We start from the raw sequence: 22,470 nt of genomic DNA, 5'->3' as shown, positions 1-22,470 counted from the left end.
GGTGTCATGCGGTAACGGTCAACCGGTCTGTGAGACATCCCGTTCCTCGGCACCGCTCGACGCTTTCTCACCTTCCTGGACCTTCTCCGGGCGATGCAAACAATATCCCGCCCAAAACGCAGCAAGAAATTCGTCCGGTTGCTTGGCGAGCGCTTCTTTGTACTGCAGAAATCCTGCCATGACACTCCCCAGGAGAAGCTCCAAATCCCATACGCCAATGCGATGGCGTGCCGCTTGGGGTTTGACCTGCAACAGGCCATATTTCAAAATGACCTCCGGCGTCACCTGATTCCCGAACGTGATGACGCGCGTTTCAAGGAAATCCTTCTCTGTTCGCGCATAGTAACGCCTGCCAAATTCGCGCATGAAATACCCAGCTGCAAAACCCAGTTCTTCGTGACCTTCCAATGCCGGCGGCTGTTGTTTCGCCGCGTCCAACATCTCGATGAGCGTCTGCCAATCCCTCATGACGCGCACCTCCCCCTTTCTTGACACGCGCTCCCTGTACCGCGCGAGAAACTGGTCGAAGTACAGGAAAAACAGTACCTCATCGCGCAGATGCCCCAGATGCTGCGTGTATCGAGCGGTCAAATCGCGCAACCGGTACGCGACAAGGCGTACGAATGCTTTGCGGCTCAGCGGCTCACCGTGCAACGCAGCCGCAAGCGTCGCCCAGATGTGCGAGGGTCCATACGCGCGCGCCAGCAGAGCCGGGAGGGAACGAAACAGCTCCTTCATGCGATCCGCACGCTCTTCCCCGAGGACGCGCACACGGAGTGCCACACTCGCGTCATATACGTCGTGTACCACGTCGTCGACAACCGCTGCCACGGTCGGCATCACGTCATCCACCACACCGCGCAGGTGTATGTCTGCACGTCCCGGATCTCCCGAATAGTACAGAACCGTGAGTCCGTACTGCCGGCTCTCGTCCAAATCCGGTAACCACATCTCCAACCCCGTGATGGTTTTCAGGTGCAAATCACGCCCCCGCTCGCCGGCATACGTCGAACCGGATGCCATGCGTGACAACCTCCGGACGAACGCACGGCGGGTCATCTCATCCGCCAAAACGTCATCCAAGAGCGGGAGCGCCAGCACGCCACCGTACACGGTTGGAAGCTCCTCCCCGCCACCGGACCTGCCTTGATGCACGGCATAGCCACTCGTCGCTGGAGCAAACACTTCCCGGGCCAACGCCGCCGGGAGGCGCTGGGTAAGCCGGTCAAACAGTCGACTTCCATACGTGAGGGCACGGTAACAGTCGGTGCAAAGCGCGACACCGTCCACCAAGTTCGAATCGTCCAACCCCGCCGGCAGAGGCGCCACCCACGTCGTCGTGAACCAGTTCCACGCCTTCGAATATGCGGATATGACATCGCCGCGTTTGTTGCAGATGGAACACATCGCACCAGTGCCCGTGCGTCTGCCCTTCTCTTCACCTTCTGCGATCTTCGACTCCCAAAACAGCTCTGCAATGCGGGCAAGATCCGCAACAATGACGCGATCCGGGTACAGTTCGCTCGTCCGGACAATCCCTTCATCACCAGGACGCGGCACATACCCGAGAGGCTCGTATCGATACAGTGCATCAGGCCCCACCAAAGCGAGAATCAGAAGCCCATTGCACTTGCCGTCGTCTTCGAAGCCCTTGCGAAAGAAGGCGTAAATCTGCTCCGCCACATTCGTCAGATCTATCTGAGGAGCCCAATCCCGTTTCAAAAATGTAGTCCGTTCCATGCGCCCTTGTAAGAACCGAACCACATGTTGAACAGACTCTCGAAACGCCTGCGCATTTTTGTCATAGAAGAGATATGCAGGAATCCCGTACCGTCCCTGCGGCACCACAGGATTCCCGCCGGCAGGAATGACGAATGGTGCCGTCCTGGCTCGCTCGATGTCGGGCTCCACCACTTCGACCGTCTTTTTGCCTTGCGTCTGTAAACGGCGAAACACCCATTCGCTCCGGCCCACGGCAGTCCGGCTGGTGGGCAAATCGACTTCCACAATGACGACCCGCTGCAGGAACCCCTTTGCCTCTGGTTCCCCCACATCCGATACCTGATCGAGAATCTGGGCCGGTGCCAGGCCCCCTTCCACAAACGGCCTACCCAAGCGGATAAGCTGTTCGATGAGCACGTATCCGCCCTCCCTCCCTACGAACATCACGCGGCAGTGGTTCGACGCACCCAAACCCCTGGCTATTCTTGCTCCCTAATCCAAATTCAAGAGCCCACGACAGAATCGCCGGTGGCCCCTGGAGTTGAAAGCGGCCAGAGAATGCCTGTACGCTGACACCTTTGTAGGTCACAACGGATTTCTGCATGCGACCGACAGGAAGGATCTCGAAATCCAGCGGATCCAAAGGAACATCCACCGTGGCGCCCAGTGCATCGCGAGCCACCATCAGCTTTCTCCGCAAGTTCTCCCGTATCGCCTCCGAGAAAGCCGATTCGTGCGGATCGAAATATACGGTGTATTTTCGCCCATCTGGACGCAACATCGTGGAATATACCGTGATCGGAGACAAGGTATGTACCCATAGGCGGGAGTCCTCTACGGTTTGCACCGCGGAAGCCACTTCGGTGAGTTCCAGCACCTCTGCCCCAAGACGCAATGTTCCTTCACGAAGAAGTCTCCCGTGAATGGCATCCACCATCTCCTGCAAAGGAGAAACCACCACGAGTCTCACAGGCCCGCGAAACCGAATACATCCTCTATCTCGCAGGAGTTCGTACCGTCCGAGTAGCCTCGAAAAGGTGAAGAAACGGAAAACTCGCTTCGCGAATATGTATCCTGTATTGTGAAGGAAAGACGAGAAATCAGGCGGAAGCATGTTGTAGATGGCTGCCTGTACAAACTCATTGTACGTGAGTGGGACGGTGATCTCCTCGCGGCCACCAAGGGCTCGTAAAGTCAGCGTCAATCGCACATCCGTTCACCCACCGTCCATCTCACCACGTATTTCATCAAGGAACCAAACCACATCGGCGAAGCCATGCCCTAAAGAACACGTGGATTGGAACACCATTTATGTAGTCATCATACTAAAATTGTAGGGGCTTGTCTATCCTGTGCACATTCGCACTTTGAATAAAATTTTTGCAGCGGGCCACCGCAGCGTAAGTGCAACGTTCTGCATATGCACCAGAACTAGACTGCCTCTCCCTCCAAAGCATGTCAAAGAACACCGAGGCCGCCATGACGTATCTCAACACGCCCTCCACAAACCCATACCAGCTACACCGAGATTCGGCCCTCCACATTCGCGTCTCCACTCCTCAGCACCCCCTACAAACGCCCCAGGAAGTGGGAGCGAAAGACAAAATGGGAGAATCCGGATGTTTCCAATCCTTATAGGTACTCTACAAACGTATGGGCCCAGGTTGCGGCGCACCCCGTCCAGGTGTTTTCAATCCTCATAGGTACCCTACAAACAGGATATTGCCAAGTTCATAGTTTTGCAACGTCTCGATATGTTCAATCTTCAGTTTCCAATCCTCGTGGAACCTACAACCGCGGGAAGTGTGGGTGCGACACGACGAGAGATGGGGGGCCAATCGTCATAGGTACCCCACAAAGGTGCGGCGTCGCACAGTGCCGATCATCATGCTCGACGGTCCGTTTCCAATCCTCATTGGTACCCTACAAACCGGCTACGATGCCGCTGGCGGTGCCGATTTTCGGGGGTTTCCAATCCTCATAGGTACCCTACAAACGTCGAAGCTGGCGACGGACACTCATGAGTCGTGGTTGTTTCCAATCCTCATAGGTACCCTACAAACGCCGTCCTCCGTATGGTATATGTATCCTATCCGTCGTTTCCAATCCTCATAGGTACCCTACAAACCTGGTCGCCCGCGAGTACGAACGAAAAGGGTACTCGTTTCCAATCCTCATAGGTACCCTACAAACCCCAGGCCAGCCGCAAGGCTTGCGCCAGCCGCACTTACGAGTTTCCAATCCTCATAGGTACCCTACAAACATGGCAAACCATCCTTCGTGAGTGCCGCTTTTGCGGTTTCCAATCCTCATAGGTACCCTACAAACGGTACGGGCTGACGTGGAGCCTGGAGCTATACCAGGTTTCCAATCCTCATAGGTACCCTACAAACCGTGTGACGAGTACGGGTGAGGCTGTGGTCGAGGTCTGGTTTCCAATCCTCATAGGTACCCTACAAACTGTTGTGCCAACGAAACCAACTACCATCCTTTCATGGTTGTTTCCAATCCTCATAGGTACCCTACAAACAGTGTCCGGTCCTCCATCCAGTACCGCATCGCCCGGGTTTCCAATCCTCATAGGTACCCTACAAACTGGCGTCCTAGTTTTTGCCGCCGGTCAAATCGCTGTGTTTCCAATCCTCATAGGTACCCTACAAACTCGGCCATGTCTTTCAGCTGGCCGTTGGCCTTGAAGTTTCCAATCCTCATAGGTACCCTACAAACGGATTTGACCTGGACATCCACGCCCGGCATGTTGCCGAAGTTTCCAATCCTCATAGGTACCCTACAAACGGCGAGTATGAGGAAGAGTGCAGACGCTGGATCTTGCGGTTTCCAATCCTCATAGGTACCCTACAAACCGGCCTAACCCTGAATGAGGCGAAACACGTTATCTTCTAGTTTCCAATCCTCATAGGTACCCTACAAACGTTCGCTCCCGGTCGCTGACATCGCGGGGCAGAAGACGGTTTCCAATCCTCATAGGTACCCTACAAACTAGCGCTTCCTCGTTCTCGGTCACTTTTTCGATGTTTTGGTTTCCAATCCTCATAGGTACCCTACAAACTCATCCTTCAACCTCTCCTTTTCGCTCGGTTTCGCTTAGTTTCCAATCCTCATAGGTACCCTACAAACGCTCTCCTCTCCTCCTCGGATATCCGCGCTTCTCTAGTTTCCAATCCTCATAGGTACCCTACAAACATCTTGCCTCGCCCAGCCGCCCGCCGGTAGAAGCTCGTTTCCAATCCTCATAGGTACCCTACAAACTTGCGACGCTGGATGGCAGCGGCCGCGTCGTACAGGACGCGTTTCCAATCCTCATAGGTACCCTACAAACTGACCAGTTCATGAATGGACGCAGGACGATCCTGGAGATGTTTCCAATCCTCATAGGTACCCTACAAACTTTCTGAAGCGTTCGTACGGTTCCCCCGTCGCGGCCTGTTTCCAATCCTCATAGGTACCCTACAAACTGGGGGTGGGCACCCGTCTGGAGATCATCCTAACTGGTTTCCAATCCTCATAGGTACCCTACAAACTCATCGGGGTCGTAGCCGATGAACTCGCCCTCGTAGGTTTCCAATCCTCATAGGTACCCTACAAACGTTCGGCCAACGCGACCATCAATGTGAGCCTTACCGACTAGTTTCCAATCCTCATAGGTACCCTACAAACCTGATGTTCGACGCCCAGATTGACGCTTCGATGACCGTTGAGTTTCCAATCCTCATAGGTACCCTACAAACGCCCTGCTGCGGGTGGAGATCACGGCGCTGGTGGACAGTTTCCAATCCTCATAGGTACCCTACAAACCCGGTGCTGAAGACCGGGGGCAGGCTGCCCGAACCCTGTTTCCAATCCTCATAGGTACCCTACAAACGAGTCAGGATCCGACCGTCGCGGCTGTCATGAAGGCGTTTCCAATCCTCATAGGTACCCTACAAACGGTGTGGCCGAGGCAGCGGCGCTCCTGGGGTGGGAGTTTCCAATCCTCATAGGTACCCTACAAACGCATCCCCGGTGCGAGCATACGCAGATCGAACTGGCGTTTCCAATCCTCATAGGTACCCTACAAACCCAATCGGACGTGCCGGAGGCCAGGGGAAGGCTGTCGTTTCCAATCCTCATAGGTACCCTACAAACGTGTTGTGGCTGGTTGGGTAGGTATCGCGTGGACAAAGCGGTTTCCAATCCTCATAGGTACCCTACAAACTGATGGCGATCCCCAGGCCGATCAGAGTCGCGATGGACGAGTTTCCAATCCTCATAGGTACCCTACAAACGATGGCGGTGTTCGACCAGGAACTCGCGGATTGGAGTTTCCAATCCTCATAGGTACCCTACAAACCGACCGGTGATGATCGCCGCGGCGCGCTGGCGTTCCGGTTTCCAATCCTCATAGGTACCCTACAAACGACGAATGACTACACTGCTCCTATATGATGTTATGGTTTCCAATCCTCATAGGTACCCTACAAACGGAGCCGCGCAGGGCATCCAAAGCGCATGTACCTTGAGTTTCCAATCCTCATAGGTACCCTACAAACGCTGGCTGGAGCGTGCAGATCATCGACTGGACGCATGTTTCCAATCCTCATAGGTACCCTACAAACTAGGGCCGACCCTTCGTGCCCATACCAACCGCGCTGTTTCCAATCCTCATAGGTACCCTACAAACACGGCCATCAGGGTATTCCCAACTTGGGGATACCTTTGTTTCCAATCCTCATAGGTACCCTACAAACCGACCGGTGATGATCGCCGCGGCGCGCTGGCGTTCCGGTTTCCAATCCTCATAGGTACCCTACAAACTTATCACGCAAGGCATGTATAATCAGCATCAGAAAGCGTTTCCAATCCTCATAGGTACCCTACAAACGCATAAAAATCCGCGTCAATACTGGACTTTGACGGGGGTTCCAATCCTCATAGGTACCCTACAAACGAGTCAGTTGGGTCGGACGGGGCGGTGAGGGTGTTCCAGTTTCCAATCCTCATAGGTACCCTACAAACTCATAGGAGTCCAGTCGATGGGCTTCGAGACATCAAGTTTCCAATCCTCATAGGTACCCTACAAACAGGATGCACCCCGACTTACCTCCATGGAGGAGCGCGAGTTTCCAATCCTCATAGGTACCCTACAAACGGAATCGGACGTTCGAGGCGTTCCAGGTCACGGACTGTTTCCAATCCTCATAGGTACCCTACAAACAAGTATATGCCGCCGAATACGACGGCGCTCATTTTCTGGCGTTTCCAATCCTCATAGGTACCCTACAAACACAGTGGCGCAGCACGCGGTCGAGATCGCGAACCTGTTTCCAATCCTCATAGGTACCCTACAAACAGCCTGGTCCGGCGCCGTTGAGTTGGCCACGTACTTCAGTTTCCAATCCTCATAGGTACCCTACAAACTCACGACGCCGACGACCTGATCGACCTCGTGATCCTGGTTTCCAATCCTCATAGGTACCCTACAAACGGAGCAGGGAGAGCAGATTGCCGCATTCATCTCGGAGTTTCCAATCCTCATAGGTACCCTACAAACTTGCCACCCCCTACAGCGCTTGTTTATCCACAGACACCGTGGGTTTCCAATCCTCATAGGTACCCTACAAACCAGAGCCAAGCGGCAGGCAGTCGTGGCAGTTAAACGGGAGTTTCCAATCCTCATAGGTACCCTACAAACGACCGTGAGCGCGGCACCGCTGCACAGCGCGGGTAGTTTCCAATCCTCATAGGTACCCTACAAACTCTTCCCCAAGTCCTACTCGATGACGCTCGAATCAGAGGTGTTTCCAATCCTCATAGGTACCCTACAAACACAATGAGGTCCTGCGGCAGTGTCGGGGCGATCTCGTGTTTCCAATCCTCATAGGTACCCTACAAACATCATGATCCACGACCCGATGCTGATGCTGTTCGGCTATTAGTTTCCAATCCTCATAGGTACCCTACAAACAATCTAAGAGTCTATTAGAAATCACGGTCGGCAACGGTTTCCAATCCTCATAGGTACCCTACAAACGAAACATGACCCATCAAATTCTTGGGCCATATCCTGTTTCCAATCCTCATAGGTACCCTACAAACGATTTGACATTAACTGGGCCGTGGTAGACACCAGTGTTTCCAATCCTCATAGGTACCCTACAAACTTGGTTGCCTCCATTCTTGCGCCCATGCGGGGCACTGTTTCCAATCCTCATAGGTACCCTACAAACAAGGCAGAGCGCCCCACGCGCGGGGAACGACTGCACTAGTTTCCAATCCTCATAGGTACCCTACAAACTGTAAGGGGGTAGTGGATATGGTGCAAGTCGTAGAGCAGGTTTCCAATCCTCATAGGTACCCTACAAACTCAGGCCGTTTGTTGCGATTCGCGAACATCATCCGGTTTCCAATCCTCATAGGTACCCTACAAACCCAGCGGGACAGCAGAAGGCACCGGAGCGGCCGAAGCGGTTTCCAATCCTCATAGGTACCCTACAAACTGAGGAACGGGCGTCCAAGTGACGCCCGTTTGTCATGAGTTTCCAATCCTCATAGGTACCCTACAAACTTCGAACCACGGCGGAGCAGCTGCAGGAGGAACGCGTTTCCAATCCTCATAGGTACCCTACAAACCCATTTTCGCCGCGCCCCACCTGACGACATCCATTTATCGAATATCCCAAAAACGGGAAGGTGTCAACACGCTTATGGCCACTTGTCGGTCAAATACGCACTTGTTCGCAGCCGCATGACCACTACCTTCACCTGCCATTGTCGTCGATCCCCCGGACTTTTTGCACTCAAGTCGATCGACGACATCCACGACAAGCCTGCCGTCCTTAAGGCAGGTGGAGGATCGCCACTTCATACCATCCAAGACAAAAAACAAAAAGCCCGCCTCCCCGGCAGGCCCTCCTCTTATCTCACGCCCACGTGAGCCTTGGCTGCAAGCTCCTCCCGACACGCCGGACAAATCATCTTCCCGCGGAACTCCTGGACATCCTCCGCTTCGGCGCAAAAGATGCAGCCCCGCTCATACTTACGTAAAATGATTCTGTCCCCGTCCGTGAAAATCTCCATACCGTCCTTCGGACGAATCCCAAGGGTCTTACGCAACTCCATCGGCAATACAATCCGCCCCAACGGGTCCACCTGTCGTGCAACACCAGTGGCTTTCACCGAACGGTTCCTCCCATCTCACCATTTGAATCTGGGCTTACAACTTGTTTCGCCATTTCCGCCATAACTCCTTTAGCCAATCGTGTCTACGTGTCCCATTCATGCTCAGAAATGAGCGCATCGCCTCCCTGTTGCAACATTGTGATGGTCCGACGACTCAGCCATCGGTCCCGGTCCATCTTCACCTTTCCAATGTGCAATTCGGTCAGGTTTGTACCACAGCCACACCGTTTTTCAAATACATTCGATAACGAATTGAAGATGGCATTGGAGCCGTTCTGTGCCACGGCATCGAGGGACGCAATGCCGCTTCCCAGTGCAGATGAAACCGCCCCATCTCCCTTCTCACCCACAACAAAAGCCGCGCACCACATGTGCACGGCCGGCTCACCTGTTCATCGCTTCTGCCAACGCCCTACCACACCCACACCCACTACACAAACCTCCGCTGCGTCCTCGCCCCGTCGTACGTGAACACCACGTCGCGGCCCTCCACTACCGTCTGCAGGTGCACCTGCCGCCCCCACATCCGGTACATGTACGGCAGCGTCTTCTCGAGGTGCTTCAGGTCCAACTCCACCCCTTCGTACGCGTGGCGGATGAACAGCTCACCGTTGCGGTTGTAGTCCCCGTCCTCCACGTGGAGTACCGGGATGCCCCCGTTGACCCGGGACATGCAGATGTGGTCCCGCACCTTCTCCCAGTCCGTCTCCACCACCCGCCACTCGTTGCCCACCTTCTGATACAGGTACAGGTCGAGCTCCTCCACCAGATCTTTCGTCAGGTAGTTGCGCAGGAACGAAATGTCGTTCTCCAGTTCCCGCACCTCGAAGATCTTCGCCCGGCCCTGGCCCGGTTCTCGCCCGAACCGCTCCCGCTCCTCATCGGTCGGCTCGTTCCAGCGCCGCTCGATGTCCTCCCAAATGGCCAGGCCCAGGTGATACGGGTTGATGCTCATCCGCGAGGGCAGCACCACCCCCGCGTGCATCTTTGCGAACTCCACCGCCTCGGCATCCGTCAGATCCATCTCCCGCATGATGCGCAGATGCCAGTAGGTCGCCCAGCCCTCATTCATGATCTTTGTCTCCAGCTGCGGCCAGAAGTACAACATCTCCTCCCGCAGCAGCGACAAAATATCCCGCTCCCACTCCTCCAACACATGGCTGTGCTGGAGTAAAAACAGCACCAGGTCCTTCTCCGGCTGCTCCGGAATGCGCCGCACCGACATCCCGCCCGAACGGGCGCCCAAGGCCCCGCCCGAGCCGCCCGTGCCACTTGCGCCACCCGATCCGGTCGATCCCGCCACACCGCCGGAACCCCCCGCGCCGCCGGTCCCCGCACCTGAGCCGGCGCCCGAACCGTCCACGCGCGCGTCGAGCGACCACAGGTCGTCGTACGGCGTCGAAGCCTGTGATCTCTCCTGCTCGCCGCCGCGTACACCTGCGGACGCGCGGCGGGTCTGTTGGCGCCGCATCCGCTCCGTCTGCGGCGATGCGTCGACGTGCTCCTGCAGCGCCATTGCCGCGTCGAGGAACTCCTCGACGCGCTGGCGCCCGTACTCCAGCTCGTACGCGCGAATCCGATCCGCATTGGCCGCCATCCGCTCCACCATGTCGCGCGAGGTGCGCGAGAACCAGACGTTGTTCTTAAAAAAGTCGCAGTGCGCCAGCACGTGCGCGCACACCGTCTTGTTCTGCAGGAGGGTGTTGCCGTCGAGCAAAAACGCGTAGCACGGGTTCGAGTTGATGACCAGCTCGTAGATGCGGCTGAGGCCCAGGTCATACTCCACTTTCATTTTATGGTAAGTCTTTCCAAACGACCAATGGTGGAAGCGCGTCGGCATCCCGTAAGCCCCAAATGTGTAGAGAATGTCCGCCGGGCAGACCTCGAACCGCATCGGATAAAAATCGAGCCCGAATCCCCGGGCGATGTCCATCATCTGATCGATGCTGCGTTCCAGTTCCTTCATCTCGGCCGCGTTCATGCCGGCTTCACCCCGCTCTGCGGATTCGAGAAGAAGTGCCTGAGCGCGCCGTAGACCGCCGCCTTCTCGCGGATGACGTAGCTGCGGAAACGCGGGTGATTCAGTTTGCTGTAGGCGGTCATCAGGGTCGAGGAACGATTGTATTGATTGACCTCTGCGTATCCGAACATCTGCGACCGCTCGCACAGTTCCCGCACGAACTTCACGCACTTCTCGTTGTCGGACGTCAGATTGTCTCCGTCGGAGAAGTGGATCGGGTACAGGTTGAAGCGATCCGTCGGATATTCGCGATCGATCATCCGCAACGCAAACTCATACGCCGACGAACAGATGGTGCCACCGCTCTCTCCTTTTGTGAAAAAGTGCTCTTCGCTCACCTCGCGCGCCTCCGTGTGGTGCGCGATGTAGCGGATCTGGACCGACTCGTACCTGGTGCGCAAGAACCTGGCCATCCAGAAGAAGAACGTGCGCGCGCAGTATTTCTCGAACAGCCCCATGGAGATGGAGGTATCCGGTGTGAATACGGTTCCTCGCTTCCCTGCCCCAGCAGCTGCACGCCCCCCGCGTCACGCCTCCGGACGCCACTGGTACCACAGCGCCACGTCCGTCACGCGGATGCCGTCCACCGTCACCCCGGCCACCAGGCCGTGCAAAAGCCGGCGCATCTCCTCCCGCGGCACGGCCCCGGGCGGGTCCCAAAGCGGCAGCACGTCGCGGACCCGTTGCGGCCAGGGCGGGTGGTCGCGCGCCTGGCCGCGGCCCGCCTCGCCGTCGTTCGCCTCGCCGTGGCCCGTCCCACCGTCGCCCGCCTCCGCGTCGCGCGCGGCGACGGCCGCCATCTCGGCCAGTCCCGCCAACTCCTCGTCCAGCCGCACCATCTGCGCCATCCAGCGCCGCTTCAGCGACTCCGCGACGCCCGCCGGCACCGCGTCATCGAGATACAGCCGTTCCAATGCCTGTTCAATCCGCCGGCGCTCCGCCTGAAGTCGCCGGGCCTTCGCCTGCGGGTCGCCGCCCCGGTACTTCACGCACACCTTGATGGGCACGTCCCGGTACGGGGACAGGAGAAACCCGAGCATGCGCCACACCGCGGCTTCCGCGTCCGCCGCGTTGAGATTCGGCTGGCTGCACGCGGATCGGCCGAAGCGAAACGCCCGGCTGCAGGCGTAGTAGCGGTACTCCTTCCCGTTTCGCCGCTGCGCCTGGCACACCATGCCCGATCCGCACCGGCCGCAGCGCAGGATCCCCGTCAGGGGATGGCGCCCCCACCGCCTGCCGCTGGCCCACCCTGCGCTCCCGCACGCGCTGCCGCTGCCCCACCCAACGCCACTTCCCTGCCCAGGTGGGTCGGCGCGGCCATCGCTGTGGAACCGGGCCTGGGCGCGCTGGAATACCGCCCGTTCAACCAGCGCCGGATGTGTCCCCCGGACCACCACCCAATCCGCCTCGGGCACGCGGTGTTTGGTGCGGATTTTGGTGTAACCGCGATCGTCAAAGATGCGCCGCAGGGCGTTGCGGGTGCGCCCGTACACCGTGTCCCCGGCGTAGGCCGGGTTCTGCAGCACGCGCCGGACCGTCACGCGCGACCAGGGGCGGCCGTTTTTCGTCCAGCGGCCGCGCTCGTTCAGCCACTGCGCGATGCGCAGCGCGCCGTACCCTTCCTCCGTGAAGAGGCGGAAGATGTCGATCACGGTGGGGGCGTGCACCGGATCCACCTCCAACCTCTGCGTGTCCGGGTTCAGGCGGTACCCGATGGGCGCCTCGCCCACCCAGTGGCCGCGCCGCGCCATCGACTTCTTGCCGGAAGAGACGCGGGAGCTGATGCGCTTGCTCTCCATCTCCGACATGACGGAGTGGATGCCGAGCAGATCCAGCGTCTCCGGCCGGGCGCTGTCCAGGTTGTCGTTGATGGCGATGACGCGCACGCCGTGCATCTGGAAGCGGCTGACGATCTCGATGTGCTCCGCCGGATCGCGGCTGATGCGGCTGATCTCCTTGAACACGATGACCTCGAACCGCCCGGCCCGCGCGTCTTCGAGCGCCCGCTGAATGGCCGGGCGCTGGACGAAACGGGTGTAATAGCCGCTCTGATCCAGATCGGTGTACACGCACTCGTCGTCCACCACATACGCTTCGCCCAGGCGGCGGATGTACTCCTTGGCGTAATCGACCTGGTTCTCCAGGCTCTCCGCCTGCATGTCGGTGCTGACGCGCGCGTACACCGCGCAGACCTTCACCGGATCCCTCCCGTGAGGCCCGACGAGTTCGCCTTCTCCGAGGGCACCGTCTCGCGCGCTGCACGCCCGCCGCCCGCATCGACGGGAAGTCCCGTTCGGCCCACTTCGCCCCCGCCGCGGGCGCGTCTCGCCCTGTCCAACCGCGGGTGGCCGCAACCGGGATCGGCACCGGCACAGGCACCGGGATCGGGCGCGGGACGGACCTCGGCGCCCACCTCCACGTTCACCGGATGGCCCAGCCGCTGCTGCAGGGCACGGGCCGCCTCCTGCCGGATCCACGCCGTCACGGGCGGTGCGCCACCGGCCGCGCGAACCGGAATCTCGTCCAACATGTCCTCCAACCGGATGTCCATGTGCACGCTCCTCACCTCCCTCACCACCCTATGCGTGTCACGGGATGTCCTATGGCCGGAGCCGCTGTGAAAACGTTTTTTGAAAACGTATTGCAAAGCATCTATGAAAGCGATTAAAATGAATGCGCGTCGAGACATCTTTGGTAGGAACAGCGAGGGGAGAACGTGAGCACAAACGCGGTTCAGAAGATCCCGGGCGGGCGCTGGCTCCATATCATTCCGCCGACGATTCTCGTGTACATCGTCGCATTCATGGATCGGACCAACATCGGTTTCGCGATCGCCGGCGGAATGGACAAGGAACTGGGCCTGACGGCCACGTTCGCGGGATTGGCAGGCGGCATTTTCTTCATCGGTTATATGGTGTTGCAGGTTCCGGGCGGCCTGATTGCCGAACGGGGGAGCGCGAAGAAGTTCATCGCCTGGACGATTGTAGGTTGGGGCACCATCGCGACCTTGACCGGATTCGTCCACTCCGCGGGGCAGCTGCTGGTGATGCGATTCCTGCTCGGCGTCGCGGAGGGCGGCGTGTGGCCGGCCATCCTCGTCATCATCGCGCACTGGTTCCCGAACGAAGAGCGCGGGCGCGCGAACGCGTTCTTTATCATGAACATCGCGGTCGCGAATATCATCACCGGACCGCTGTCGGGCTGGATTCTGACCATCTGGGACTGGCGCGGCGTGTTCATCGTCGAAGGCCTGCTGTCGCTGGCGCTCATCGCCATCTGGCTGCCGATGATGAGCGACCGCCCGCGGGACGCCAAGTGGATCTCCCAGGCGGAGCTTCAGTACATCGAAGGCAAGCTGCACCAGGAAGAGGAGGCGGTTCGCCAAGAGCAGGCGGGTCCCGTGTCGATGGGCAACCTGCTGACGAACGGCAACATATGGAAATTGATTCTGATCTACTTCTGCTATCAGACCGGCATCTATGGGTTTTCCCTCTGGCTGCCGACCATCCTCAAGTCGCTGACGCATATGGGCATGGGCAGCGTCGGTTGGTTGAGCGCCATCCCGTACATCGGCACGGCCGTCGGCCTGTACATTTTCGCGGCGCGTTCCGACAAGAGCAACAACCGCAAACTGTACACCGGCCTGCCGCTCATCGGCTTCGCCATCTGCCTGCTGTTGTCCGTGTGGACCAAGAATCAGATCTGGGTGTCGTTCGCCTTCCTGGTCGGATGCGGCGTGTTCCTGCAGGCGGCATCCCCGACGTTCTGGACGATTCCGCCGCTGCTGTTCACGCCTGAGGTCGCCGGCGGGGCGCGCGGTGTCATCAATGCGTTGGGCAACCTGGGCGGTTTCCTCGGCCCTTACATCGTCGGCCTGCTGACCAGCATCGCCGGGACGAACGCGGGCATCTACGGGTTGGCGGTGTTCCTGCTTCTCGGCTTCCTGCTGACCTTGACCCTGCCGTCCAAGGTCTCCGGCAAACCGGTGGCGGGTGCGACCGCCGGGCAAGCCCAGCTGTTCCACTGAGCCCGCCGCCCGGTGCGGCGCGCTCGATGCGGGGCTTGTCCAAAGCCCCGCGTGTCATCCCCACCAAGGCTGTCGAGGTGATCCTCGGCGGCCTTTCCCATTTTCCTCAACGGTGTCACATCCATCGATCCGCTCGTATCCATGATGGCCAGCACGACCGCGCTCGAATCCGGCTTCTCGACGTCCTCCCAGGTCTTAAAGCGCAGGTCGTCCGGCGAGATGCGCGGGACGCCGGCGCCGTGCAGCTGCGTCCGGCGGATGGTCTCGAGCAGGGTGCGTTTCTTGTCGATGTTGTTCGTCAGGCCCTTTTTGCGCACATCCCGGTAGTCGAAGTTCGTGACGACCACGCGCTCCGGCTGTTTCGGCGCCAGATTGGGCAGCTCCAGCTCGGCGAACAGCATCTCCTGGATGTCCTCCAGCGTGACGTCCGCCTCGTAGTAATCGACGCCCGGCGCGTCCCCCGCGCCCTGGCCTTGGCCGGGCCCTTGGCCGGCCTGGCCCGGTTTGCCCTGGGCGATGACGTCGCCCACCTGGGTGTCCCCGTCTCCGGTCCCGGCGTGGCGGCTCTTGTTGAAATTGTAGCGAATCCGGTACTCCTCCAAGGAACGGATTGGAATCTTGACAATCTGGCGCCCGTCGCTGAGGATGATGCTCTCGTCGCTGACGAGATCGGCGAGGTTCTCCTTGATGGCCTGCTTGACTTTCTCCCGGTGCCGCTCCTGATCCTGCTGTCCCTTGCGGTGCAGTGACCAATCCTCCCGCTGCAAGCTGAATTGCACGTCTGCCATCCGGCTTCCCTCCTCGCGCTGGTTTGTGATGGCAACCACCGTGCGACGCCGCCTGTCCCCCGACTCCTTCGTCGTCCCCGTCAGCGGTTGAGCAGGCTGCCGGTGTAGCGCAACAGCTCATTGGCGCACACGGGGCAGTATCCATGCTCGTCAATCAGACGGGCCGTGACCTCATTGACCTTCTTCAGCTGTTGCTCGTCGGGCGTCTTGCTGGAGGTCGTGATCTTGACCACGTCCTTCAGATCGGCGAACAGCTTCTTCTCAATCGCTTCGCGCAACCGATCATGCGAGCGGTAGTCGAACTTCTTCCCGCGCCGCGCGTAGGCGGAGATGCGGATGAGGATCTCCTCCCGGAACGCCTTTTTCGCGTTCTCCGAGATGCCGATCTGCTCCTCGATGGAGCGCATCAGCTTCTCGTCGGGATCCACCTCCTCCCCCGTCAGCGGGTCCTTCAGCTTCTGCCAACTGCAGTAGGCCTCGACGTTGTCGAGATAGTTCTCGAGCAGGGTCTTCGCCGACTCCTCGAACGAGTAGACGAACGCCTTCTGAACCTCCGTCTTGGCCATCTCGTCGTACTCCTTGCGGGCAATCGCGATGAAGTTGAGCAGCCGCTCCTTCTCCTCCTTGGTGATGGAGGCGTGCTGATCCAGCCCGTCCTTGAGCGCCCGCAGGACGTCGAGGGCGTTGATGCACTGCGTGTCGCGGCGGATGAGCGCCGTCGAGATGCGGTTGATCACGTAGCGCGGATCCAGCCCCGACATCCCTTCGTCCGGGTATTCATGGTGCAGTTCCTTGAGGTCCGTGTCCTTCAATCCCTCGACCGCCTCGCCGTTGTACGCGCGCAGCTTCTTCAGCAGGTCGACGCCCTGTCTTTTCGACTCCTTGAGACGTGTCAGGATGGAGAAGATGGCCGCGGTGCGCAGGGCGTGCGGCGCGATGTGGATGTCGCGCAGATCGCTCTGCTTGATGAGCTTCTCGTAGATTTTGATCTCATCGTCCACCCGCAGGTTGTAGGGGACCGGCATGACAATCATCCGGGATTGCAGGGCTTCGTTCTTTTTGTTCGAGATGAAGGAACGGTACTCGGCTTCATTGGTGTGGGCGATGATCATCTCGTCTGCCGAGATGAGCGCAAACCGGCCCGCCTTGAAGTTCCCTTCCTGGGTCAGGCTCAGCAGGTGCCACAGGAACTTCTCGTCGCACTTCAACATCTCTTGGAATTCCATCAAGCCGCGGTTGGCCTTGTTCAATTCGCCGTCGAACCGGTACGCCCGCGGATCGGACTCGGATCCGTACTCGGTGATGGTGGCAAAATCGATGCTGCCGGTCAGGTCGGCGATGTCCTGCGACTTGGGATCTGACGGGCTGAAGGTGCCAATGCCGACGCGGCGCTCCTCGCTGAGCACCACGCGCTCCACCGGGACCCGGCGGATGTCGCCACCGTACTCCAGCTCGAGCCGCTGGCTGCAGGCCGGGCACAGGTTTCCTTCAATCTTGACCCCGAACTCGCGCTCGAACTCCGGCCGCAGTTCGGCCGGGATGAGGTGCAGTGGTTCCTCGTGCATCGGGCAACCCTGAATGGCGTAGAGAGCGCCCTCCGGCGTGCGGGTGTAGCGCTCCAGTCCGCGCTTGAGCATGGTGACGATGGTCGATTTGCCGCCGCTGACGGGCCCCATGAGGAGCAGGATGCGCTTGCGCACCTCCAACCGGCGGGCGGCGGCGTGAAAGTATTCCTCCACGAGCCGTTCCAACGCCGCGTCGAGGCCGAAGATTTCCGATTCGAAAAACTTGTAATGCCGCCGGCCACCCTCGTCAATCTCGATACCCGCATCGGCAATCATGTCATAGATCCTGGCGTGCGCTGTCTTGGCCACATCGGGGTTTTCACGGACGATGCGCAGATAATCCACGAACGTACCTTCCCACCGCAGACTCTCCTCCTCGGCACGGTAAGCGTTGAGACGTTCCAGGAAGTTCATGTCGACATCCCCCTTCTACTTCCGGCCTCGCCCATGGACGCCGCGGTTCACGTCCGGTACAGCCAAACGCACTCGCCGCGCAGAGCGGAGTGAAAAACCCGAAATAGAGAGCCTATTAGTTGACTATATTCCCGATGTTCTTGGCCAAATTCCCAGACTTGACGGCCCATGTGTACAAATATTTAGATAACTGAATCGCGTCTTTGCGCGCCCGCCGCGGGTGTACTTCAACGTATGCAACCGGCGCGCAGGATGTCCTGCTCCTCCGCCCATTCCGGGCGTCATGGGGTCACCCGCCCATCCGCGCGGCCTGCAGCCAGGCCAACGCCTCCGGCATCTTGCGCTGCCAAAATCCCCAGATATGACGCCCTTCGTCCTCCTGGTAGGTGACGTTGGCTCCGGCGCGCTCGAGCCGTGTCCGCATTTCCCGGTTCAGGGCCAGGAAGTCGCGCGCTCCCGCATTCGTCTCGACCGCCGTCTCCTCCGTCCCCACCACCATGAACGCCTCCAGCCCGCTGAGGTCCTCGGCCGCCTCGACCCGCTCCAACAGCGGACGATAAAATGCGCCTGAGAACAACAGCAGGCGGCGAAACTCGACCGGGTGATCCAGGTGGATGGACAGGCTGATGGCGGCGCCGAGCGAGACGCCGGCCATGAATCGCATCGCGGGCCGTCCGCCGGCGGCGTACCGATCCTCGATGAAAGGCATGCACTCCTCCAGGACGAAGCGCGTGTAAGCCTCGCGACGCGCGCCGTCCGGGCCGTAGTCATCATTTCGCCGGGCTTTGTTGACGGCGATGCCGACGATGACCAGCGGCTGGATTTCACCGGCCTCCAACATGCGGTTCGCGATGGTGGCAATCCGGCCGTGTGTGAAGAATTCCAACCCGTCGTGGCAGTACAACAGGGGATAGCGGTTGGCCGGATCATACCCGGGCGGAAGGTACACTTTGAGGGTTCGATCCTCGTGCAAATGGGCACTGTATAAGGTGTGTGTCTCGATGGTCCTGCGGGTGGGGTCGTGGTGGCTCATTTCCGTCTCCTTTCCACGGGGGCCGTCCGGCGCACCTGTTACAGAATTGATCATCATCATTATATAACAGCCGAGTGCGGAATCTTGATTGGTATGTTCAACTATCCAGGCATGTGTATTATAATGAATTAGGTTACTGTATCAACCGAGCGGCGGTGTCCAGTGCAAGACCGCCCGACACCCGTTGGCAGGACCTCCGGCCCCGGTTGAGCTCATAAACGAGGTGAGAACATGAGCACAGTGCTGGAACCGACCAAATTGGTTCCTTATTATCAGGTGCTGGACGAGGACGGCAAGGTCGTCAACCCCGACCTGATGCCGAAGCTGTCCGATGACCAACTGCGCGAGCTGATGCGGCGCATGGTGTATTTCCGCATCATCGACCAACGCGCCATCCGCCTGTCCCGCCAGGGACGCCTCGGGTTCTACGCGCCGGTCGCCGGGCAGGAAGCGTCGATGATCGGCAGCGAGTACGCCACCACGAAGGAGGACTTCATCCTCCCCGGCTACCGCGACGTACCGCAACTGGTGTTCCACGGATGGCCGCTGTACCAATGGATCCTGTTCTCCCGGGGACACCAGCACGGGATGGAGATGCCGAAGGACGTCAACGCGCTCTTCCCGCAGATCATCATCGGTGCCCAGTACGTGGAGACCGCGGGCGTCGCGCTGGCGTTCAAGCTGCGCGGCGAGAAGCGCATCGCCATCACCTACACGGGGGACGGCGGCACCTCCCAGGGGGACTTCTACGAAGGCATCAACTTCGCGGGAGCGTTCCACGTCCCGGCCGTGTTCATCGTGCAGAACAACCAGTTCGCCATCTCCGTCCCGGTCCGGCTGCAGACGGCCGCCGAGACCCTGGCGCAGAAGGCCATCGCCGCCGGCATCCCGGGCATTCAGGTGGACGGCAATGACATCCTGGCCGTGTACGCGGCGACGAAAGAGGCGGTCGATCGCGCACGCGCCGGCGATGGCCCGACGTTGATTGAAACGCTGACGTTCCGCTTCGGCCCGCACACGATGAGCGGAGACGACCCGACCCGCTACCGGACGAAGGAACTGGAGAACGAGTGGGAACGCAAGGACCCGCTGGTGCGGTTCCGCAAGTTCCTCGAGGCCAAGGGCCTGTGGTCGGAGGCGGACGAGGAGCGGACGGTGGAACAAGCCAAGGAGGAGTTCAACGCGGCCGTGAAAAAGGCCGACGAGTATCCGAAGATGACCATCCCCGGGCTCATCGACAGCATGTTCGAGGTCCTGCCCCCGTCGCTGAGACGGCAGCGTGAAGAATTCACCGGCAAGGAGGAGGCGTGACCATGGCACAGATGACCATGATCCAGGCCATCAACAACGCGCTCGATCTGGAGCTGGGCCGCGATCCGAACGTGCTGGTGTTCGGGGAGGACGTCGGCAAGAACGGCGGCGTGTTCCGGGCCACGGACGGCCTTCAGGCCAAGTACGGCGCCGAGCGCGTGTTCGACACGCCGCTCGCCGAGTCGGGCATCGGCGGCCTGGCGGTCGGCCTGGCCATTCAAGGATTCCGGCCGGTAGCCGAGATCCAATTCTTCGGTTTCGTGTTTGAGGTGATGGACCAGATCGCCGGCCAGGCGTCGCGCCTGCGTTACCGGACGAACTCGCGTTTTCACTGCCCGGTGGTGTTCCGCTCGCCGTTCGGCGGCGGCGTGAAGACGCCCGAGATGCACGCCGACAGCCTGGAGGGCCTGTTCGTCCAGACCCCGGGCGTGCGCGTCGTCATCCCGTCCAACCCGTACGACGCCAAGGGGCTGCTCATCTCCGCCATCCGCGACAACGACCCGGTGATCTTCCTCGAGCACATGAAGCTGTATCGTTCGATGCGCATGGAGGTGCCTGAGGAGGCGTACACCGTGCCGCTGGATCAGGCCAAGGTGGTCCGCGAGGGCAAGGACCTGACCGTCATCGCCTACGGCGCGATGGTGCACACGGCGCTCCGGGCGGCGGAAGAGTTGGCCAACTCGAAGGGCGTTCAGGCGGAGGTCATCGACCTGAGAACCATCAACCCCATCGACATTGACACCATCGTCGCGTCTATCAAAAAAACGCATCGCGCGGTGGTCGTCCAGGAGGCGCAACGCCAGGCGGGCGCCGCGGCGGAGATCATCGCCCAGATCAACGAACACGCCATCTACCACCTGGAGGGGCCGGTCCTGCGCGTGACGCCCCCGGATACGGTCTATCCGTTCGCCCAGATTGAGGACGAGTGGATCCCGACGCCGCAGCGGGTGCTGGCGGGCATGAACAAGGCCCTCACGGTTTGAGTGCGGAGGTGAGACGGGTTGGCAGTGTACGAATTTCGGTTTCCGGAACTCGGCGAAGGGTTGCACGAGGGCCGAATTGAAAAATGGCTGGTCAAGCCAGGGGATGAAGTGAAAGAGGACGACGTCCTCGCCGAGGTCGAAAACGACAAGGCCGTCGTGGAGCTCCCGAGCCCGGTCGACGGCAAGGTGCTGAACATCCTCGTGGAGGCGGGCGCCACCGCGACCGTGGGCGACGTCATCATCACCTTCGAAGTGGCCGGTGAAGGCAACGTCTCCGCCACCGCGGCGGACGTGAAGACGGCGGCGGTCGAACAGGCGGGCCTGGAATCGGCGACGGCGAACGTCGACACCGCCCGCTCGCCGGTCCCGGCCGGCGCGGGCGCGAGCGGCGGTGCGACCGCAGCGCCGGCGCCGTCCGCAGGCGCCGCCACCGCAGCGGCCGGATCGGCCCAGGCAGCGGCTTCGGGATTGTCCCACGCCCGCGAGGTGCTCGCGACGCCGGGTGTGCGCAAGTTGGCGCGGGAGCTTGGGATCGACATCACCCAGGTGCCCGGCACCGGCCCGAACGGGAAGATCACCCGCGAAGACGTGGAGACGTTCCACCGCCAGGGTGGCGTGCCGGCGCAAGCGGCTGGCGCCGCAGCGGCAGGGGCCAAGGCCGAGGAGGATGCCGCGGCGGGCGCGGCGAAGTCCATCGGTGCCGCAGGGGCCGATGCCGGCGAGGCCGCGTTGGAAGAACGCGTGCCGTTGCCGACCATCCGCAAGATCATCGCGCAGGCGATGGCCAAGTCGAAGTACACGGCGCCGCACGTCACGGTCATGGACGAGGCGAACGTCACCGAGCTGGTCGCGCTGCGCCAGGAGCTCAAGCCCATCGCGGCCGAACGTGGCGTGAAGGTGACCTACCTGCCGTTCATCGTCAAGGCCATGGTCGCCGCCCTGCGCCAGTTCCCGACGCTCAACGCCACCTACGACGAGGAGCGCCAGGAGTTGGTGATCAAGCACTACTACCACATCGGCATCGCGACCGACACGGAGCGGGGCCTGGTGGTGCCGGTGGTGCGGAACGCCGACCGGAAGAACATGTGGACCATCGCCAGCGAGATCGAGGATCTGGCGGCGCGGGCGCGGTCCAACAAGCTGGGCCCGGCGGAGATGAAGGGAAGCACCATCTCCATCACAAACATCGGCTCGGCCGGCGGGATGTTCTTCACCCCCATCATCAACTATCCGGAACTGGCCATCCTCGGCGTCGGGCGTATCACCGAGCGGCCCATCATGAAGGACGGCCAGGTGGTGGGGGCGCACATGATGGCCTTGTCGCTGAGCTTTGATCACCGAATGATTGACGGCGCACTCGCGCAGCGGTTCATCAACGAATTGAAACGCCTGTTGGAAAATCCGCGTCTACTTTTGATGGAGGTGTAG

Annotated in this window: 13 protein-coding genes, 2 pseudogenes and 1 CRISPR repeat array; of the genes and pseudogenes, 4 read left to right on the top strand and 11 right to left on the bottom strand. The window is 60.1% G+C overall.

Features of this window, described 5'->3' with window-relative positions:
- Positions 1 to 18 precede the first annotated feature (18 nt).
- From BM357_RS11860 to BM357_RS11830, 8 genes and pseudogenes are all read right to left on the bottom strand, one after another.
- The gene (locus tag BM357_RS11860) at positions 19 to 2,139 is read right to left on the bottom strand and encodes a TM1802 family CRISPR-associated protein (protein WP_074953474.1); all 2,121 of its coding nucleotides are present in this window, start codon (positions 2,137 to 2,139) and stop codon (positions 19 to 21) included.
- A complete protein-coding gene (gene cas6 / locus BM357_RS11855) occupies positions 2,108 to 2,932 on the bottom strand; it encodes a CRISPR-associated endoribonuclease Cas6 (protein WP_139234694.1) in 825 nt (274 codons plus the stop codon). The genes BM357_RS11860 and cas6 overlap by 32 nt, the downstream gene beginning before the upstream one ends.
- 619 nt (positions 2,933 to 3,551) lie before the next feature.
- A CRISPR array of direct repeats spans positions 3,552 to 8,352; the repeat unit is 30 nt; unit sequence GTTTCCAATCCTCATAGGTACCCTACAAAC.
- A gap of 285 nt (positions 8,353 to 8,637) precedes the next feature.
- Positions 8,638 to 8,871: an AbrB/MazE/SpoVT family DNA-binding domain-containing protein gene (locus BM357_RS11850; RefSeq protein WP_342741625.1), complete on the bottom strand. Its 234-nt coding sequence runs from the start codon at positions 8,869 to 8,871 to the stop codon at positions 8,638 to 8,640.
- Between the two features lie 113 nt (positions 8,872 to 8,984).
- Positions 8,985 to 9,278: a hypothetical protein gene (locus BM357_RS19380; protein WP_139234693.1), complete on the bottom strand. Its 294-nt coding sequence runs from the start codon at positions 9,276 to 9,278 to the stop codon at positions 8,985 to 8,987.
- Between the two features lie 53 nt (positions 9,279 to 9,331).
- On the bottom strand, positions 9,332 to 10,882 hold the full coding sequence (locus BM357_RS11845; RefSeq protein WP_083430456.1) for a SpoVR family protein: 1,551 nt from the start codon (positions 10,880 to 10,882) through the stop codon (positions 9,332 to 9,334).
- Positions 10,879 to 11,394: pseudogene (locus tag BM357_RS11840) on the bottom strand (DUF444 family protein); the annotation flags it as partial. The gene BM357_RS11845 and the pseudogene BM357_RS11840, both read right to left, overlap by 4 nt.
- 54 nt (positions 11,395 to 11,448) lie before the next feature.
- Entirely contained in the window at positions 11,449 to 13,119 is a 1,671-nt protein-coding gene (locus BM357_RS11835) for a recombinase family protein (RefSeq protein ID WP_074953467.1), read from the bottom strand.
- On the bottom strand, positions 13,116 to 13,478 hold the full coding sequence (locus tag BM357_RS11830) for a hypothetical protein (RefSeq protein WP_074953464.1): 363 nt from the start codon (positions 13,476 to 13,478) through the stop codon (positions 13,116 to 13,118). Before BM357_RS11830 ends, BM357_RS11835 begins: the two co-directional genes overlap by 4 nt.
- A 159-nt stretch (positions 13,479 to 13,637) precedes the next feature.
- On the opposite strand from BM357_RS11830, the gene BM357_RS11825 reads away from it, so the two are divergent.
- Entirely contained in the window at positions 13,638 to 14,948 is a 1,311-nt protein-coding gene (locus tag BM357_RS11825; protein ID WP_074953461.1) for an MFS transporter, read from the top strand.
- A 122-nt stretch (positions 14,949 to 15,070) separates the two neighbouring features.
- Here BM357_RS11825 and BM357_RS11820 read toward each other — a convergent pair.
- The 3 genes and pseudogenes from BM357_RS11820 to BM357_RS11810 all read right to left on the bottom strand — a co-directional run.
- Positions 15,071 to 15,736, bottom strand: a pseudogene (locus tag BM357_RS11820) (DUF444 family protein); the annotation flags it as partial.
- Between the two features lie 80 nt (positions 15,737 to 15,816).
- Positions 15,817 to 17,715, bottom strand: coding sequence for a PrkA family serine protein kinase (locus BM357_RS11815; protein WP_074953454.1), 1,899 nt, complete (start codon positions 17,713 to 17,715; stop codon positions 15,817 to 15,819).
- 289 nt (positions 17,716 to 18,004) lie between these two features.
- Entirely contained in the window at positions 18,005 to 18,748 is a 744-nt protein-coding gene (locus BM357_RS11810; protein WP_074953451.1) for an alpha/beta hydrolase, read from the bottom strand.
- 231 nt (positions 18,749 to 18,979) lie between these two features.
- Between BM357_RS11810 and pdhA the strand changes: the two genes are divergently transcribed.
- From pdhA to BM357_RS11795, 3 genes are read left to right on the top strand one after another with little or no spacing between them, the layout of a single operon-like run.
- A complete protein-coding gene (pdhA, locus tag BM357_RS11805; protein WP_074953448.1) occupies positions 18,980 to 20,059 on the top strand; it encodes a pyruvate dehydrogenase (acetyl-transferring) E1 component subunit alpha in 1,080 nt (359 codons plus the stop codon).
- A 2-nt stretch (positions 20,060 to 20,061) separates the two neighbouring features.
- Entirely contained in the window at positions 20,062 to 21,042 is a 981-nt protein-coding gene (locus tag BM357_RS11800) for an alpha-ketoacid dehydrogenase subunit beta (RefSeq protein ID WP_074953445.1), read from the top strand.
- A gap of 18 nt (positions 21,043 to 21,060) precedes the next feature.
- A complete protein-coding gene (locus tag BM357_RS11795) occupies positions 21,061 to 22,470 on the top strand; it encodes a dihydrolipoamide acetyltransferase family protein (RefSeq protein WP_074953442.1) in 1,410 nt (469 codons plus the stop codon).

This window comes from Paenalicyclobacillus macrosporangiidus, assembly GCF_900116805.1.
Classification (GTDB): Bacteria; Bacillota; Bacilli; order Alicyclobacillales; family Alicyclobacillaceae; genus Alicyclobacillus_H; species Alicyclobacillus_H macrosporangiidus.
Note: the sequence above shows the minus strand (reverse complement) of the source record. Positions and strands in the feature narration are given on the sequence as shown.